Origin of the sequence: Streptomyces sp. NPDC020983 (genome assembly GCF_044333485.1) — a bacterium.
Classification (GTDB): Bacteria; Actinomycetota; Actinomycetes; order Streptomycetales; family Streptomycetaceae; genus Actinacidiphila.
This window is the reverse complement of the sequence record NZ_JBIRRA010000006.1, coordinates 16,114-31,114: the sequence shown is the minus strand read 5'-3', so window position 1 is coordinate 31,114 and position 15,001 is coordinate 16,114. Positions and strand designations below refer to the sequence as shown.

Annotated in this window: 12 protein-coding genes; 6 read left to right on the top strand and 6 right to left on the bottom strand. The window is 73.9% G+C overall.

All coding sequences use genetic code 11. From position 1 onward, the window contains the following. Positions 1-236: 236 nt before the first annotated feature. The 3 genes from ACH4SE_RS14445 to eccE form a co-directional block, all read right to left on the bottom strand. Positions 237-3,467 (bottom strand): SCO5717 family growth-regulating ATPase, encoded by a 3,231-nt coding sequence (locus ACH4SE_RS14445; RefSeq protein ID WP_398543704.1) that lies wholly within the window; start codon positions 3,465-3,467, stop codon positions 237-239. A 351-nt stretch (positions 3,468-3,818) separates the two neighbouring features. Next, complete coding sequence (locus ACH4SE_RS14440; protein ID WP_398543703.1) at positions 3,819-4,442, bottom strand: hypothetical protein; 624 nt, start codon at positions 4,440-4,442, stop codon at positions 3,819-3,821. 140 nt (positions 4,443-4,582) lie between these two features. Continuing rightward, positions 4,583-5,677, bottom strand: coding sequence for a type VII secretion protein EccE (gene eccE, locus ACH4SE_RS14435; protein ID WP_398543702.1), 1,095 nt, complete (start codon positions 5,675-5,677; stop codon positions 4,583-4,585). A gap of 270 nt (positions 5,678-5,947) precedes the next feature. Here eccE and eccB point away from each other — a divergent pair, with 270 nt between their 5' ends. The 6 genes from eccB (at position 5,948) to mycP (ending at position 11,434) form a co-directional block, all read left to right on the top strand. Further along, positions 5,948-7,447, top strand: a complete 1,500-nt coding sequence (eccB, locus tag ACH4SE_RS14430; protein ID WP_398543701.1) for a type VII secretion protein EccB — start codon at positions 5,948-5,950, stop codon at positions 7,445-7,447. 84 nt (positions 7,448-7,531) lie between these two features. Then, a complete protein-coding gene (locus ACH4SE_RS14425) occupies positions 7,532-7,954 on the top strand; it encodes a hypothetical protein (RefSeq protein WP_398543700.1) in 423 nt (140 codons plus the stop codon). Continuing rightward, positions 7,951-9,378, top strand: coding sequence for a hypothetical protein (locus tag ACH4SE_RS14420; protein ID WP_398543699.1), 1,428 nt, complete (start codon positions 7,951-7,953; stop codon positions 9,376-9,378). The genes ACH4SE_RS14425 and ACH4SE_RS14420 overlap by 4 nt, the downstream gene beginning before the upstream one ends. 148 nt (positions 9,379-9,526) lie before the next feature. Further along, positions 9,527-9,865 carry a WXG100 family type VII secretion target gene (locus ACH4SE_RS14415; protein WP_398543698.1) on the top strand — a complete coding sequence of 113 codons (339 nt, stop codon included), beginning with the start codon at positions 9,527-9,529 and terminating at the stop codon, positions 9,863-9,865. Positions 9,866-9,902: 37 nt separating this feature from the next. Then, positions 9,903-10,199, top strand: coding sequence for a WXG100 family type VII secretion target (locus ACH4SE_RS14410; RefSeq protein ID WP_398543697.1), 297 nt, complete (start codon positions 9,903-9,905; stop codon positions 10,197-10,199). Between the two features lie 56 nt (positions 10,200-10,255). Beyond that, positions 10,256-11,434 (top strand): type VII secretion-associated serine protease mycosin, encoded by a 1,179-nt coding sequence (gene mycP / locus ACH4SE_RS14405; RefSeq protein WP_398543696.1) that lies wholly within the window; start codon positions 10,256-10,258, stop codon positions 11,432-11,434. Positions 11,435-11,880: 446 nt separating this feature from the next. Here the strand turns inward: mycP and ACH4SE_RS14400 are convergent, their stop codons facing one another. Genes ACH4SE_RS14400 through ACH4SE_RS14390 form a run of 3 tightly spaced genes read right to left on the bottom strand, consistent with a single transcriptional unit; the run spans position 11,881 to position 14,842 of the window. Next, complete coding sequence (locus ACH4SE_RS14400; RefSeq protein ID WP_398543695.1) at positions 11,881-13,689, bottom strand: putative T7SS-secreted protein; 1,809 nt, start codon at positions 13,687-13,689, stop codon at positions 11,881-11,883. Next, the gene (locus ACH4SE_RS14395; RefSeq protein WP_398543694.1) at positions 13,689-14,318 is read right to left on the bottom strand and encodes a hypothetical protein; all 630 of its coding nucleotides are present in this window, start codon (positions 14,316-14,318) and stop codon (positions 13,689-13,691) included. Before ACH4SE_RS14395 ends, ACH4SE_RS14400 begins: the two co-directional genes overlap by 1 nt. Further along, a complete protein-coding gene (locus ACH4SE_RS14390) occupies positions 14,315-14,842 on the bottom strand; it encodes a hypothetical protein (protein ID WP_398543693.1) in 528 nt (175 codons plus the stop codon). Before ACH4SE_RS14390 ends, ACH4SE_RS14395 begins: the two co-directional genes overlap by 4 nt. Between the last annotated feature and the right edge of the window lie 159 nt (positions 14,843-15,001).

Below are 15,001 nucleotides of genomic sequence, written 5' to 3'. Positions count from 1 at the left end.
GATGTCCCTATCGTCCGTTCTCGCCCACCCCGTCCGCGACGGACCACGGGCGGATTCTTCCTGCCCGCACCTGCATCCCCGGGGGGACCCCGTGTACGACCGCTGAGGTATCCCCACCCTGACAACCCGTACACGGCAAGGGCCGCCGCCGTGGTGACCCACGACGGCGGCCCGATGACCACGTGACCGGCGCGGACCGTCCCCCCGGCCTCATCCGGGGGGACGGTCCGCCGCCGCTACTGCTGCTCCGGGGGAGGCGGCGGCGGGTAGCCGTACCCCTGATCGGCGCCCGGCTGCGGCGCCGGCCAGCCCTGCTGCGGCTGGGGAGCCTGTGGCTGCGGCGACTGCGGCTGGAAGGGCGCGGCCGGCGGCTGGCCTGCCGGACCGGCCGGCGGATACGCCTGCGGGGCCTGCGGGGGAGCCCCGTACTGCGCGGGCGGGAACTGGCCGGGCGGCATCGGTGGCTGGCCGTACGGCTGCTGCGGCTGAGCGGGCGGCTGACCCGGCTGAGCGGGCTGCCCCCCTTGGCCCGGCTGGCCGGGCGCCGGGTAGCCGGCCGGTGCTCCGGCGTACGGTGCCGCCGCGTACTGCCCGGGCATCGGCGGCGCCAGCTGCGGCGGCTGGCTCTGCCCGTTGCCCGTCCACAACCCCTGGGCCTGCTGCGCCCGCGCGAAGTCCTCGGCGACCATCGCCGAGAGGTGGAAGTACGCCTCGCGGGTCTTGGGGCGCATCATGTCCAGATCCACCTCGGCACCGGCCGCCAGGTGCTCGTCGAACGGCACCACCTGCACACCGCGGCAGCGGGTCTGGAAGTGCGCCACGATGTCCTCGACCTTGATCATCTTGCCGGTCTCGCGCACCCCGGAGATCACCGTGATGCTGCGCGCCACCAGGTCGGCGTAGCCGTGCGCCGAGAGCCAGTCCAGTGTCGTGCTGGCGCTGGACGCGCCGTCGACCGACGGCGTCGACACGATGATCAGCTGGTCGGCCAGGTCGAGCACCCCGCGCATCGCGCTGTAGAGCAGACCGGTGCCCGAGTCGGTGAGGATCACCGGGTACTGGCGGCCCAGCACGTCGATCGCCCGCCGGTAGTCCTCGTCGCTGAAGGCCGTCGACACCGCCGGGTCGACGTCGTTGGCGATGATCTCCAGACCGGACGGCGCCTGCGAGGTGAAGCGGCGGATGTCCATGTAGCTGTTGAGGTACGGGATCGCCTGCACCAGGTCGCGGATCGTCGCACCGGTCTCCCGGCGCACGCGGCGGCCGAGCGTGCCCGCGTCGGGGTTCGCGTCGATCGCGAGGATCTTGTCCTGACGCTCACTGGCGAGCGTCGCGCCGAGGGCGGTCGTGGTCGTCGTCTTCCCGACGCCGCCCTTGAGGCTGATCACCGCGATCCGGTAGCACGACAGCACCGGGGTACGGATCAGCTCCAGCTTGCGCTGCCGCTCCGCCTCCTCCTTCTTGCCGCCGATCTTGAAGCGGCTCGGCTGCGCGTTGGCCCCGGGCTTGCGCGGCTTGGGCTGGTTGCGCAGCAGCCGGTCGGAGGACAGCTCGACGGCCGCGGTGTAGCCCAGTGGAGCCCCGCCCTGGGCGGTGCGCTGCCGCTGGTCCGGTGTCACCGTCGGCCAGCCGCCCGACCGCGGGTCGACGGGACCGGCAGGAGCGGGAGCCGCGGCTGGCGGCTGGGCGTGCGCCGGTGCCGCCGGGTCGCCCTGCACCCGCGGATCCGGGCCGGGAGCAGCTGCCGGACCCGGCACCGGTACCTGACCGGGCATCTGGCCCTGGGGAGGCACCGGGGCTTGCCCCGGAAACTGGTGCGGCGCCTGACCGGGAACGGCCGCCGGGCCCTGCGGCGCGGCGTACGGGGCGGGCAGGTTCTGGGCGGGGGGCTGCTGCGGGAAGCCGTAGCCCCCCTGCGCGGGCAGCGGCGGGAGGGGGCCCGCCGCCTCCGGCTCCGCGGCTATGCCCTGCTGCTGGCCCGGAGGGAAGCCGTAGCCGCCCTGCGGATGCACGGGGGCGGGCGGCTGCGGGAGCCCGGTCGGCACCACGCCCTGCCCCTGCGGTGCGGGCGGGAAGCCGTAACCGTCCTGGGGGTTGGGCTGAGCGGGCGCGGGCGGGAAGCCGTAACCGTCCTGGGGGTTGGGCTGAGCGGGTGCGGGCGGCTGCGGGGCCTGCTGCGGGAAGCCGTAGCCGCTCTGCGGTGCGGGCTCGGCGGAAGCGGGCGCGGGTGCCGGGGTGGGCTCCGGCACGGACGCGGGCGCCGTGGGAGCCGCGGGCAGGTGCTGCGCCTGCTGCGGGAAGCCGTAACCGCTCTGCGGCTCGGGCGGCGCCGGCGCGGGCGGCACAGGTGCGGGGTGACCCGGGCCCGGGTACGGGACCGGAGCAGCCGGCTGCGGCGCGGCGTGGACGGCCGGTCCCTGCGGCGGAGGGTAGACGGCCGCGGGCCCCTGCGGCGGCGGATACGCGGCGGCGGGTCCCTGCGGCGGAGCACTCTGCGCCACCGGCGGAGCGACGGGCTCGGGGAAGGACTGCGAGGACTCCGGCGTCGGCTGCTGCGGTTCCGCGCGTTCGAAGTGCGGCGGCAGCGGCGGCATCGCGCTCTGCGGTCCGGGCGGAGCCCAGGGCGCGGGGTCCGCAACGGGAGGCTGCGGCAGCGGAGTCCACACGGGCACGTGTTCGGAAGGGCGCGCGTCCTCCGGTTCCGAGGCGGCGGTGGGCGCGGCGGGTGTGTGAGGCCGGGCGTCCTCGGGCTCGGGTTCGGGGGCGGGTACGAGCGGTGCGGGCATTGCGTCCTCCGGCTCTGCCGTCGAAGGCGGCGGTCCGAGCGGACCCGCCTGCCCCACGTCCTCGATCCGCACTCCGGCACGCTCCTCGATCTCCTGCCGCAGAGCCGCGGCGGAAAACCGCACGGTCGCGCGGCCACCCGGCCCCTCCGGCTCTGCTTCCTCTTCCTCCCGCTGCGCCGCCGGCGGCTCGGGCGCCGAACCGGTTTCCGTTTCCGGGTCGGACTCGGGCTCCGGTTCCGCTTCCGCCTCTGCGGGGACGGGCGCGGGCGCGGCCGGCGTGACCGGGATGCTGGACCAGACCGGCCGCTCGGTGGAGGAGTCGCTGACCACGGGCGGCAGCGGTACTGCGGTCGCCGACCAGGACCCGGCACCGGGCGCGGGCTCCTGCTGACCGCGTGGCGGTAGCGGCTCCCACACGGGCACCCGCGGTGCGGCTTCCGCCGCCGGGGTGCCGGACTCCTGTGCCACGGCCTGCGGTTCGGGCGCCGCGGGCGCCACAGGCGCGGCGGGCTCCTCCGTTTCGGGCTCCTCCTCGCCCGTTCCGGCGTCCCCGCTGCTGTTCTGCATGTACCAGGCCGGCGGTGTGAAGTCGAAGCGGTATTCGCCCGTCACGTCCCCTTCGGCCGGTGCGTCGACAGGGGCGGCCCCGCCCGCGCGGTTGTCGTCCCGATCGCTGTTCACTGTGCCTCCCGGTCTGCGTCGGGGAGTTGCCCCGTAGCTCTCCCCGCCCCGTACGCCGCAGGGCGAGGCCCTCCGCCGCTTCCTGCTGCTCTCGACGGACAGCCTAATCGCCGGGGTACGTCCGTTGTCAGGCCGTCTTGTTCCGGCTTCGCTCATTCCCGCAGGAAGGCTCGGCAGTCGGTGGCGGACTCCGCCGGGATCCGCCGGCGCCCTGTCCGAAGCCGTTCCCCTCGGTATATACCCCGCGCCGCGGTACATTGCCGCGCTCTTCGGTGAGCTGCCTGTCGTCACCTGGGAGAGCGTTCAGGAGGGGCGCGGTTGCTGGCGCCGGCCCGAAGCCGGCCCCGCCGCTCAGTCGATACGCCGTGCCCCGCCCAGCAGCTCCGTCTCGGCCGCGCTCGGCGCCAGTCGGACGAAGCGCCGGTGCCGCGCCGTGGCCCACAGCATCGCGTCGTCGTCGAGCCCGGGGAGAGCCGCCGCCTGCTCGCGGGTCAACTGCAGTGTCCTGGCCAGCACCTGCACCTCCTGCGGGGAGACCCGCTGGATCCCGACGAGTTCCGCCGCCGCCGGCAGCCCCGCCGCCTGCCGGCCGAGGAACGGCAGCAGCGTGAGCACCGCCTGCCAGGGTGCTCGCGCGAGCCTGCTCCGCGGCGGTTGCGCCCCGCAGTCCCGGACGACCAGGAAGGGGCCCGGCAAGTCCTGGCTCTGGAGCGGTACTTCCCCCACGCCGTACACCGAGGGACTGCCGCCCGCCGCGGTCCCCCTCATGAGCGGTGCCCAACACCGGGGGCGCGCCGACTCGACGATCACCATCGCCCCCGCGCCGAGCGCGCGCAGCGCCAAGACCTGCGCCGCCCACACACTGCCGATCACCACGACGTCCAGCGGCGCCGGGCGGAACAGGCCGAGGACTGCGGGGTCGCCCGCCTCGTCCGTCCCGGCCGCCACGCCGTCGTCGCCGAGCGGAAGCGACATCGCCTCCAGACGGGACCGCGACAAGGCCTGGCGAGGGCGCTGTGGGCCGCGCAGGCCGAATCCCGGCCGCGCCGCAGGGAGTGCCGCCGGTGCGTCCGACTGCGGCGTGAGGGGTGCCCGGCCGGGCGGTCGCGCGGCCGTCAACGGGTCCCTCCCAGCGGCAGGGTGGCCAGCAGCCCCGGCAACTGCTCGTGGTCCAGCCGCGTCAGCTCCACGGCACGCCGGCGTGCCACCGCCTCCAACTCCGCCCAAGCTGAAGCCAGTTCGGTGTCGCCCTCGGCCGTGACCCGGAGAAACCCGGCGACCAGCGGTGCTCCTCCCGGTCCACGCGCCAGCGTCAGTGCGAAGCTGTACGCCGTCGCCGGCACCGACGTGAGCGCCGCCATCGCTTCGGCGGCGGCGGGCACGTCGCCCAGCCCGTACGTGGTGTGCCGGCGGCCGCCGCAGTGCCATGCACGGCTGTGCTCCACGGCCCTGGGGCCTTCCGCGGCCACGGGATCCGCCCCCGGCGCCCCGACGCATGCCGAGGCCGCCAGCGCCGCGGTCAGCTCCTCCTCGTCCAGCACCGCCACAGCGAAGCCCGCCCCCAGGAGGCGGCTTGCCAGATGATCCGCCGCCCGCAGTACCGCCCTCTGGGCACCGCCCACGCCCCCGCCGCGGGCCAGCACCGCCGTGGAGCACAGCTCCGGATCCAGCCTCAGCGCCACCCAGGTGCCCCGGACCGCCCGAAGTCCGTACCGCGGCACCGCACCGTCCGGCGAAAGCCCCTGCCGGACGGCAGCAGGGCGTATCTGCTGGACGACCTGGACCGACGCCAGCCTGACGTCCTCGACCTCCAGGGCGTCGTGGAGCGGCCCCAGCGGCAGCGGCCGGGTGCGGCGCAGGGGCTCGTCCTCCGCCCGCACCACCAGCACCGCCGTCAGGAACGTGCCGTCGCCCACCATCCCGACGCTGCGCCCCCCGCGTCCGGCGAAGGCGTACGTCCGCAGCGCCGGTTCGCATTCGGCAAGCGGCGCCAGCACCGGATCGAGCGGACCCGGCGGCGCACCGCCCGCCCGCCGCCTCCTGCCCCGCATCGCCAGCGCGGCGCCCGACCACTCCAGGAGCGGCCGGCCCCGGTGGCGTGCCGCGACGGCGGCCACCAGAGCCACCGCCGTCAGGCAGGCGGGCACCAGCGCAGGCCGTCCGGCGGCCGACCCGACCAGCACCGAAGCCGCCGCGACCTCGAGCAGCACGAGACGCCGCAGCCCTGGTGCGCCGATCCGGCCCAGGCGTCGGCGCGGACCCGAGGAGGGCGCAGCGGGTGCTTCGCGCGTCCTGCGTGACGCCGTGTTCGCCGGCATTCCCAAACCCCCCTTTTCTTCTGCATCGTGACTTTCCCTCACGGTAGCGGGGACGTCGGACATTCGGCGCATCCGGCATAGTGGAGCCGGATCCCGCCCGCAGGGCGGCTCCACCCGTGACAGCCGTCGCAGCGGACATCACCCGGGGGATATCGCCCGACCATGGCCTCGCGCAGGGAACAGCTCAACGCCTACACGTTCGCGCGCAGGCGCGTGGTGGCGGCCTTCCTCCAGCCCGGCACCACCGGCTCCGACGAAGGCGCCCCCCGGCCACTGCACGCGCTCCTGCCCGGTGCCGTCCTCGGCGCCGTACTGCTCGCCGCGTTCGGCGCCTGGGGCCTGGTGAGCCCTCCGGCACCCGCCGGCTGGGCCGCGCCGGGCAAGCACGTGATCGTCGCCGACGAGTCCACCACGCGCTACGTCGTGCTGAACGACGCGGGCACCCGCGGGCCCGTGCTGCACCCCGTGCTGAACATGGCCTCGGCGCGACTGCTCCTCGACCCCGGCGGTTACGACGTCATCAAGGTCAGGGAATCCGTACTCGACCACAGCGGGCTCCGGCACGGCGCGCCACTGGGCATCCCCTACGCGCCGGACCGCCTGCCCGCCCCGGCCGACGCCGCCGAGGCGAAGGTGTGGGCCGTCTGCGACCGTCCGGACGCCGGCACCGGGCGCACCGCCCGGCAGGCCGTCTTCGTCCTCGGCGGGGACGAGGCGGCATCGGTGCGCGGAAGGTCCGCGCTGAGCGGCGACCAAGTGCTCTACGTCCAGGACGGGCAGGGGAGGCAGTACCTCGTCGACGCCGGCGGCACCAAGTTCCGGCTCGGCTCAGCTGACCCGGCCGCGGCGGGCGGCGGCGAGAACCTGCTCCCGCGCACCCTCTTCGGCGAGAATCCGCGCCCGCAGACCGTGACCGATTCCTGGCTCGCCTCACTCACCTCCGGGACGCCCGTCGACTTCCCCGTCCTCCAGGGCCGCGGAACCGTCGTGCGGACCGGCGTGTCGCCCACCCGCAGCGCCAGGGTGGGCACCGTCCTGCGGGCCACGTCGGCGGCCGGTGACGAGTACTACGTCGTCACCCGGCGCGGCGCCGCCCCGGTCACCCGCTTCGCAGCGCTCCTGCTGCTCCAGGCCAACGCCCAGACCGACCCGGTCAGGACCAGTCTCCCGGCCCGCCCGCAGTCCTCCTTCCTGCCCGCCGACTGGCCCCGTGGCGACCCGCGCCAGGTCAACACCGCTACGGCCGGCTCACCCCGTGAGGCGGTGTGCGTCGTGCTGGGCGGGGGGAGTGCGTCGCCGTCCGCATCGCACCTCGGCATCTGGGCCGGTCGTCACTATCCCGAGCCGATCGCCGAAGGCACCGCCTCCGTCCACGTCACTCCCGGGAGCGGCCTGCTCTACCGGGAGACCAGCGGCAGCGACACCGCGGGCGGCACGTCCTACCTCGTCACCGACACGGGCCTGCGCTACGCCGTCCCCCGCACCAGCGACAGCGCCGCCGCCGGCCGGGCCGCCGACGCGCGGCAGCCGACCGGCGAGGCCGCGACCCGACTCGGCTACGCCGGCGTCAACCCGCTGCCCGTCCCGATCGGGTGGTCCGAACTCCTCCCGAGAGGCCCGGTACTGGACACCTCGAGCGCCGCACGGCCGCAAGGATCATGAGATCTGCGCCGGTGAACGTGCGGCTAAGGTGCCCCCGACGGCCACTGTGGCCGTCGGTGCCCGTGGGGGAGAAGTGACCATCCGGTGAGCGCATCACGTGACAGCGGCGGCCTGTACGTCGCGCTGGAAGACCTGCGAGGCGTCAGGACCCGCGTCGACGGACTTCTCGCCGATCTGCAGGCTTCCGCGGCCGCCCCGCACCGCATCGGCGGCCAGCGCATCGCACCTGTCCGGTTCGGTACCGGATTCGGCGAGGCCGACGACCTGGCGACGGCGTACGCGTACGTCCACGACCGCCTCGAACAGCTCTCCCGGACCCTGTCCGACCAGGTCGAGGCGATGGGCCTCTCGCTGGGCATCGGGCACGCCGCGTTCACGGACGTCGACCTCGCCACGCAGGGCAGGCTCCTGGACCTGAGCGACCGGATCCACCGGGCGTGCGACCCGGGGCCGGACCCCTCGGGCCGAAAAGACGCGGCTGCGGCGGCCCCCGGGAGCCCGGGGTGACCGGAGGCGGCGCCCACCCCGCAGGCTCCTCCGCCCCGGACGCCCACGTCGAGGGCCGGAGCCGGACGGACTTCGAGTCCTTCTCGCACGATCAACTGCAGGCCATGCTCCGGCACGCCGATCCCGAGGCGATCGGATCCGTCGGCGACCACCTCGCCCTGGCCGTCGAGAAGATCGCCCGGATCGGGGCGGAACTCCACCGGCACGTCGACCGCATCGACTGGGAAGGCGCATCCGGAGCCGCATTCCGGGAATGGGGCAGGGGCGTCGCCACGTCCACCCTGAAGCTGGGCGACTACGCCCGGTCCACCGCCACGGCCCTCACACACGCGGCGGACACCCTACGCGAGGTCACACGCGACATGCCGCCCCTCCCGACGGCGGCGCAGAGCACCTGGGCGGCCCTGCTGGCCGACCCCGCCGCCCGCCACGACCCGGACGCCCTGGCCCGCATCGGCCGGGCGCACGCGGAGGCGGAAGCCGCCCGGCTCGGCGCGGCGGACCAGATGCGCAAGCTGGCGCAGTCCTACTCCCTTGCCACAACGGTCATCGGGAACGCCGTGCCACCGGAGTATCCGCCGGTGCCGTCGCTGTTCGTACCCCCGCCGCAGGCACGCCGAGCCGGTGCCGGAAGCGGCGCGAGCCCGATCCTTCCACCGTCCGCACGCGATCGGACGGCACGTCCCGCTGCGCACGGCTCACTGGGCAGGGCAGCCGGTGGTGACTTCGTGCGGGACACCGTCTCACCTCACGCCCCACCGCCGGCGGCGTCGGGAAGCGCGGAGACACCGCTCACCCGAACGCAGTCGACGGCCGCGACGGCACCTGCTGTGCCGGTTCCGACGGCGTCCGGTCCGTGGCCGAACGGCGACGGCCACGGCACGGGCCTGCTCGCACCCCGTTCCCAGGTCGTCGCTCCTCCGTTCACGGGCGGCTCTCTCCCGTACGGGCGGTCACCCGAAGCGGGAACGGCGGCGCAATTGCCACGGGATTCTCCTCGGCAGATGGTGCCGAAGGCCTCCGGCGAGCCGGTCTCGCAGGCATTTGCCGCCCGCGGCAGCCAGGACCACGGCATCGTCGGCGGCAGCCCTGCCGGCCAGCCCTTGGCGGCCAGTGGCGCGGCGCAGGGCCCGGCCGGCGGCGTCATCGGCGGACAAGGTCCCGCCGTCCCGCCGCCCCTCGGCGGCGCGGTGGGCGGGCGCACGGCAAGCAGGGGCGCAGGCGCGACCGGCCGCAGCGGCGCACGCCGTCTCCCCGGCGAACCCGGCGGGGTGGTGGGCCCAGTTCCCCCCGCCGACTTCGCGCCACACCCCCCAGGAGCCACGCGGGACGAGCCCCGCGCTGCCCGGCGTCCTGACGGCCGTCCCGTCGAGGAGGACCGGGGCGCTTCCCGCGACGGCATCGTGCCACCGGTCATCCGGTGAGGTTCCGGCCCCGGAATCGCCTCTGCGACAACTGCGCTCACCGGGTGTCGTGTTGAGGGCGCCCGGCGGCGCGTCGGTAAGCTGAGCACGCGGAGTCACTCTCCGCGACCGTATGTGCACAACGTGTACGCAGGGGAGGGCCTGGGTCATGACAACCGGTATGAAAGTCACCACCGCCTCACTGGGCAAGCTCGAGAGCGACCTCGACGTCATGGTCGGCTCGATGGACCGCCAGGTCAGAGCGCTCCGAGCGGTGATCGACAATCTCGAAGGCCACTGGCGCGGTATCGGCGCCAACGCCTTCACGGCCCAGCAGACCCTCATCAACGAGGACCACCGCGTCCTGGCGCTCCTGCTCGGCAGGATCGGACAGGCGGTGCACGACACGAACCTCACCGCCGGCGCCACCGACGAGGGCGTCCTCCAGGACATGAAAAGCCTCGACGTCAACGGTGCCGCCTCGGGCAGCGGCATCGCCGGCCTCTGACGCCCGCCCGCCGAACCCACAAGCCATGAGGTCCTCCATGCTCGATCCCGGTCAGCTCAAGGTCACCTACGCCTCCCTCGACGAGGCCGCCGGTGTGATCAGGCACCAGGCAACGCAACTGCACAGCGATCTGGACAACCTGCTGACACGCGTACGTGCCGTCGCCGAGTACTGGGAGGGCGACGCGCAGAACGCCTTCCACGCCGTCGCCCGCGAATGGGCGCACCGCACGCACCACATGCACGGCGTGCTGGAGTCGATCGCGAGCAAGGTGCAGATGGCCGGCGGCCACTACAGCGCCGCGGACAGGAAGGCCGCGTCCTACTTCGGCTGACCACCATGTACGGACGCGATACGCGGAGGCGCCGTCCGGCACGGCGGTTGGCGGCCGTGGCTGCCCTGGCGACCGTGGTGCCGGTCGGTCTCGGGACGGCGACGCCCACCGGCGCGATGGCGGCGCAGACCGCGCCGGCGCTCGACGGCGAGGGCGCATGCACGTTCCCCGCTCCTGACGTCGCGCAGACGCCGTGGTTCCTGCAGCGGGTGCTGCTCAGCCGGCTGTGGCAGAGCACTCAGGGCAAGGGCGTCACCGTCGCGGTGATCGACTCAGGGATCGACACCCGGAACCCCCAGCTGGCGAACGCCGTCGACGCCTCGCGCAGCGCCGACCTGACCGGCGCCGGGGGCCGCGGCACCACCGACCCGGTCGGGCACGGCACGGAAGTAGCCGGCATCATCGCGGCCCGCCCCTCCACGGTCACCGGCTTCGTCGGACTCGCCCCGCAGGCGACCCTGATCTCCGTCCGGCAAGCGGGCAGGGACGGCACGGGCACCGTTGAGGGCCTGGCCAGAGCCCTGCGGCAGGCCGTCGCGGAAGGCGCCGACGTCATCAACGTCTCGCAGGACACCCCGCGCGGCACACCAGGCCTGGAAGCCGCCGTCGCGGCCGCTGTACGGGCCGACGCCGTGATCGTCGCCTCCGCAGGGAACGGCGGATCCGACGGTGCCTTCCGCACCACCTACCCCGGCGGTTATCCGGGCGTCCTGGCGGTGGGGGCGTCGGACCGCAACGACGAGCGGGCGCCGTTCTCCCAGGCGGGGGAATTCGTCGCAGTCGCCGCTCCAGGCGTGGACATGCTGTCCACCGTGCCCGGGGGTGGTCAGTGCATCGACAACGGGACCAGCTTCGCCGCCCCCTACGCGGCGGGGGTCGCCGCGCTGATCCGGGCCGAGCACCCCACCTGGACGGCGGCCGAGGTGATCGCCCAGATCGAGCAGACGGCCCGGCGCACCTCGCCCGGGCACAACGCCCTCGTCGGCTGGGGTGTGGTGGACCCCGTCCGTGCCCTGACCGACGACGCCGAGCGAATCGAGACGCCGACCCCCGACCCGGACCCCGGCGAACGCCACGGCCGCGCCCACGCGATCCCGGCTGCTCTCACGCCGCCCGACCCCGCCCGCCAACGGGAAGAGCGCACCGCCACCTACCTGGTGACCGGTTCCGCCGCCGCCGTGCTTCTGCTCACCGGCACGACGATCACCCTCCGCGACCGCAGGCGCCGCGCCTGACGTGAGCGGCCGCCGCCTACTCCCACCCCGCGCCGGAGGCCCCGGAGCCCCCCGCCTTACGGAAGCCCCAGCGACGGCGCGCACCGCTCCGGGGGAGCGGGTTCGGGGGAGGCGGCGGAGGCGGCTGTGCGCGCAGCCGCCGGTAGGCCTCGGCGGTTCCTTCTTCGCCGTAGTACGGCAGCACGGTCATTTCGCCGGTCTGCTTGTCCACGATAATGGCGGATGTGCCCGGTGAGGTCGTCCGTGGTGGATCTCCTAACCGAGGTGGAGGCGGTGGCGTCACCGGTGGAAACGAGGGCATAACAATGAAGCCTTCTTCGAATTCGCTTGCGACTATCGGAGCCATGCTGCCGTCTGGTAGTTGGCATCCGTAGCGACTCGAGGCGATGAGCTGCGCATCTTCGGCGTTGACGGAGATCACGGATCCTTCCCCTGTAATGGCATTTTCACGGGTGCGGAGTGACTGCCGCAGTCAGCACAGGTGGGGTTACAGGCTGTCTTTTGGGGTCGAGGGTGTAGTGATAAACGTGCGCTGCTTGGAGATGAATTGGGCTGAGGCTCGCCTCGCCCGACTGCGGGTCGAACCAGAAAAGTCGGCCCTCGTGGTTTAGCGCTGTGAAGACGTGTGAGGTGAGCTCGCCGTCCGTCTTCAACGGCCATTCGATATGCACAAGAGCACTCGAGCCATGCCCTGACGCACGTACTGCGTCCGCCACTTTCTCGTATGCACCGGGACCTGGGCCTGTGTAGCGAATACTTGTACCGCCCCAGGAATTGCCGTTCTCCACTCCGTGATGTTCGGCAGTTCGGACATCCAGCGTGCCATCCGGCATTCGAGGCACCGTCCGCGCCGCAGCGACCTGCGGATTGCCGTACCACGTCTCCAGTGCGGAACGCACCGCATCCGCACAGTTGTTGGAGCGCCCCGGCACGCTCATCCCGCCTGCGTTCACTCGTGACGTCCATGGGCCCCGCGGGTCGGGATAGCGCTGGAAGCTGCCGTTGCGGTTGCGTGGTACTGCGGCTTCCAGTGCGCGCTGGTCGGCGGGGTCGACGGGTTGGAGTCCGTCGTGGCCGCCGCGCAGCGTTGCACGGATGTCCTTCAGCGTGGTGCCGTGTGTCGGCACGGCCCTGCGCCAGCCCGGGGCGCGGGCACGCGCTGCCGCAGCCCCGTCCGTGCCCACGGCGTAGAGCAGGTTGGCGAGCAGTCGCCCCGCGGCCTCTTCGCCGTCGCGGCCCCACCCCGTGCCGAGGACCGCGGGTGGCAGCCGTTCGGGGTGTACGGCGAGGTCCAGCAGGCCGGCGGCGGTGGCGTTGAGGTGTGTCAGGTACTGGGCCGGGTGGGTCAGGTTGTACGGGTCGTACGGGTCCAGGCCGCGGGCGAAGCGGAGGGCGTCGCACGCGGCACGCACCATGCCGCCGGCGACGTGTTCCAGACGGATGGGTGCCGTGCTCAGCAGGTCCTCCGTGCGGGCGGCCAGCCGTTCGGTGAAGCTCGGCATCTTCGGCGCGAGTCCGGCGGCGGAGTGCAGGGCCGCCGCCGTGCTGCGGGCCACCGAGTCGCGCTGCTGGCGGGCGGCAGCGAGCATGTCGCGGGCGGCTTCCCGTGCGTCTTCCCCGGGGTCCGTGAACGGGGCGGGTGCGGCGGGGGTGCCTCCGGCCGCGCGAGCCGTCTCGTACTGTGCGACCTGCTCGTCGTAGGCCTCAGCAGCTTTGTTGCGGGCGACGACGCCGCTCTCCCACAGCCGTAGTGCCTCCGATGCGCGCCGCTTCGCCCACTCCACCGTGCACGCGTAGCGTTCCAGGGCGTCAGCGGCGTCCTGGCATGCGTCGGCGGCGCGGCCCCAGGCCGCGGGTTGCGGTGTGAAGGCCGTGCGGAAGGCGTCCCCGCCCGCGCCCCGCCAGTCGTCGGCGCCGAGGCGTGACATGCCGCCGTGGCCGGTGTCGAAGGCGGTGTGCAGCTGTCGCAGATGCCCGGCGGTGGCACGGATGCGTGCGGGATCGCCGTGCAGCAGGTGCCCGGCGTCGTCGCTGTCGCCCAGGTCGTACTCCGGGACGTGTGCGCCGAGTTCGTCGGCCACGTGGTCGCCGGTGGTGGCGGCCCAGTCCGCGGCGTGGTGCAGGCCGATCGCGTCGAGCCCCCCGGCCACCAGACGGGCGTCGTCGTCGATGAGCGCGCCGGTCTTGTGCTCGACGCGGTGCAGCAGCCGCCCGCCCGCGTTTCCGGCCTGGTCGATGAGCGATCCGAGGTCCATCAGGTGCCGCCCTCCGGTGGGGGCTGCCCGGGGTCGGCCGGGGTGCCGCTCCCCGCGAGCCACCGGTTGTACTGCTCGGCCGTCCCCGTCAGGGTGGCAGCGGTCTCCGAGACGAGATTGCGGCCCATGTCGCGGCCGGTTTCCTGCCAGGTCTGCCCCATGTCGGACAGGGCGTGCCGGGTGGACGCGGCGCTGAGATCCGGGTGGAGGAGGTCCTCGACCGGATTGTCCGAGCCGATCCGCCCCCACAGCGCGGCCTCTTCCTGTTCCCCCGTCAGACCGGGGTTCCCGACGGCGGAGGCCACGACGACTTTGAGCGTCTTCTCCGCGTAGTGGTCCATCTCGTAGTACGTACCGGCCGCCAGGCCGAGCCGCTCCGCGATCTGGTCCGCGTCCTGGACCAGGGCGCGCACTCCCCATTCCCAGCGGTCGCAGAATCCGTCGAGGGCGGCGGTGAGCCCGTCGTGGCCGGTCTGCATCCCGGTCAGCTTCAGGTGCGAGAACCCGCGGCCGACGTCCGCGGCGGCCTCCTGGCCCATCGACTGGAGTTCGTGGATCACGCCGCCCAGTCCCGCCGCTGTCCGCGTCAGCGCCGTCTCGCCGACGTCGTAGCCGCCGCTCCCGGTCATCGGTCCTCCCTGCGCGGGGCTGCGACGTCCACCGCGGCGGTGTCGGGAACCACCCCTGTGACGGGCGGGAAGAGCATCGGCAGACGTCCCGCGACGTCCAGCGCCACTCCGGCCGGTGTGCCCACTGCGGGTACGACCTCGTCGAGCAGCCGCCACCCGTGCACGGTCACGTAGTCCACGTCCTCGCGTGGGGTTGGCGCCACGTCACCGCCCACTGCGCTGCCCGGACCTCCGGCGGCGGCGAATCGTGCCAGTTCTCCTTCGTCGGAGAACGCGAACACCCACCGCACACCCCCCGAGGTGGCCGCACGGAGACCGCCTTCGAGGGTCGGCACCAGCAGCACGCTCTCCCGGAGGGCGTCGAGGAGCTCGTCCGGATCGCCGTATCCGGCGTGGAGCCGCGCGAGTTCGGCCGCCAGTGCGCCGCTCGCGCCCTCCTCCGCCCGACCGGGCAGCGGCCCGCAGGGCGCTGCCGCCGGCGCCTCCGCGTCGGCCACCAGATCCGCCAGTCGCGGCTGCGGCAACCGCGGGGCGCCCGGCTCCGCCCCCGGGTGCGGCACGTCCCGCGCACCGGAACTCCCGCCGGATCCTCTACCGGACCACGTGCCCGTGCCGCTGCTCGAAGCGCACTCCCGGTCCACTTCCGCCCACATGACCGACCCCCGTCGACGCCGCCGCCCAGG

Coding starts and splice junctions, on each gene's coding strand:
- eccB (WP_398543701.1), top strand. CDS start 5,948: ATGGCCTCGCGCAGGGAACAGCTCAACGCCTACACGTTCGCGCGCAGG.
- ACH4SE_RS14415 (WP_398543698.1), top strand. CDS start 9,527: ATGACAACCGGTATGAAAGTCACCACCGCCTCACTGGGCAAGCTCGAG.
- ACH4SE_RS14395 (WP_398543694.1), bottom strand. CDS start 14,318: ATGACCGGGAGCGGCGGCTACGACGTCGGCGAGACGGCGCTGACGCGG.
- ACH4SE_RS14410 (WP_398543697.1), top strand. CDS start 9,903: ATGCTCGATCCCGGTCAGCTCAAGGTCACCTACGCCTCCCTCGACGAG.
- ACH4SE_RS14440 (WP_398543703.1), bottom strand. CDS start 4,442: ATGTCGCTTCCGCTCGGCGACGACGGCGTGGCGGCCGGGACGGACGAG.
- ACH4SE_RS14400 (WP_398543695.1), bottom strand. CDS start 13,689: ATGGACCTCGGATCGCTCATCGACCAGGCCGGAAACGCGGGCGGGCGG.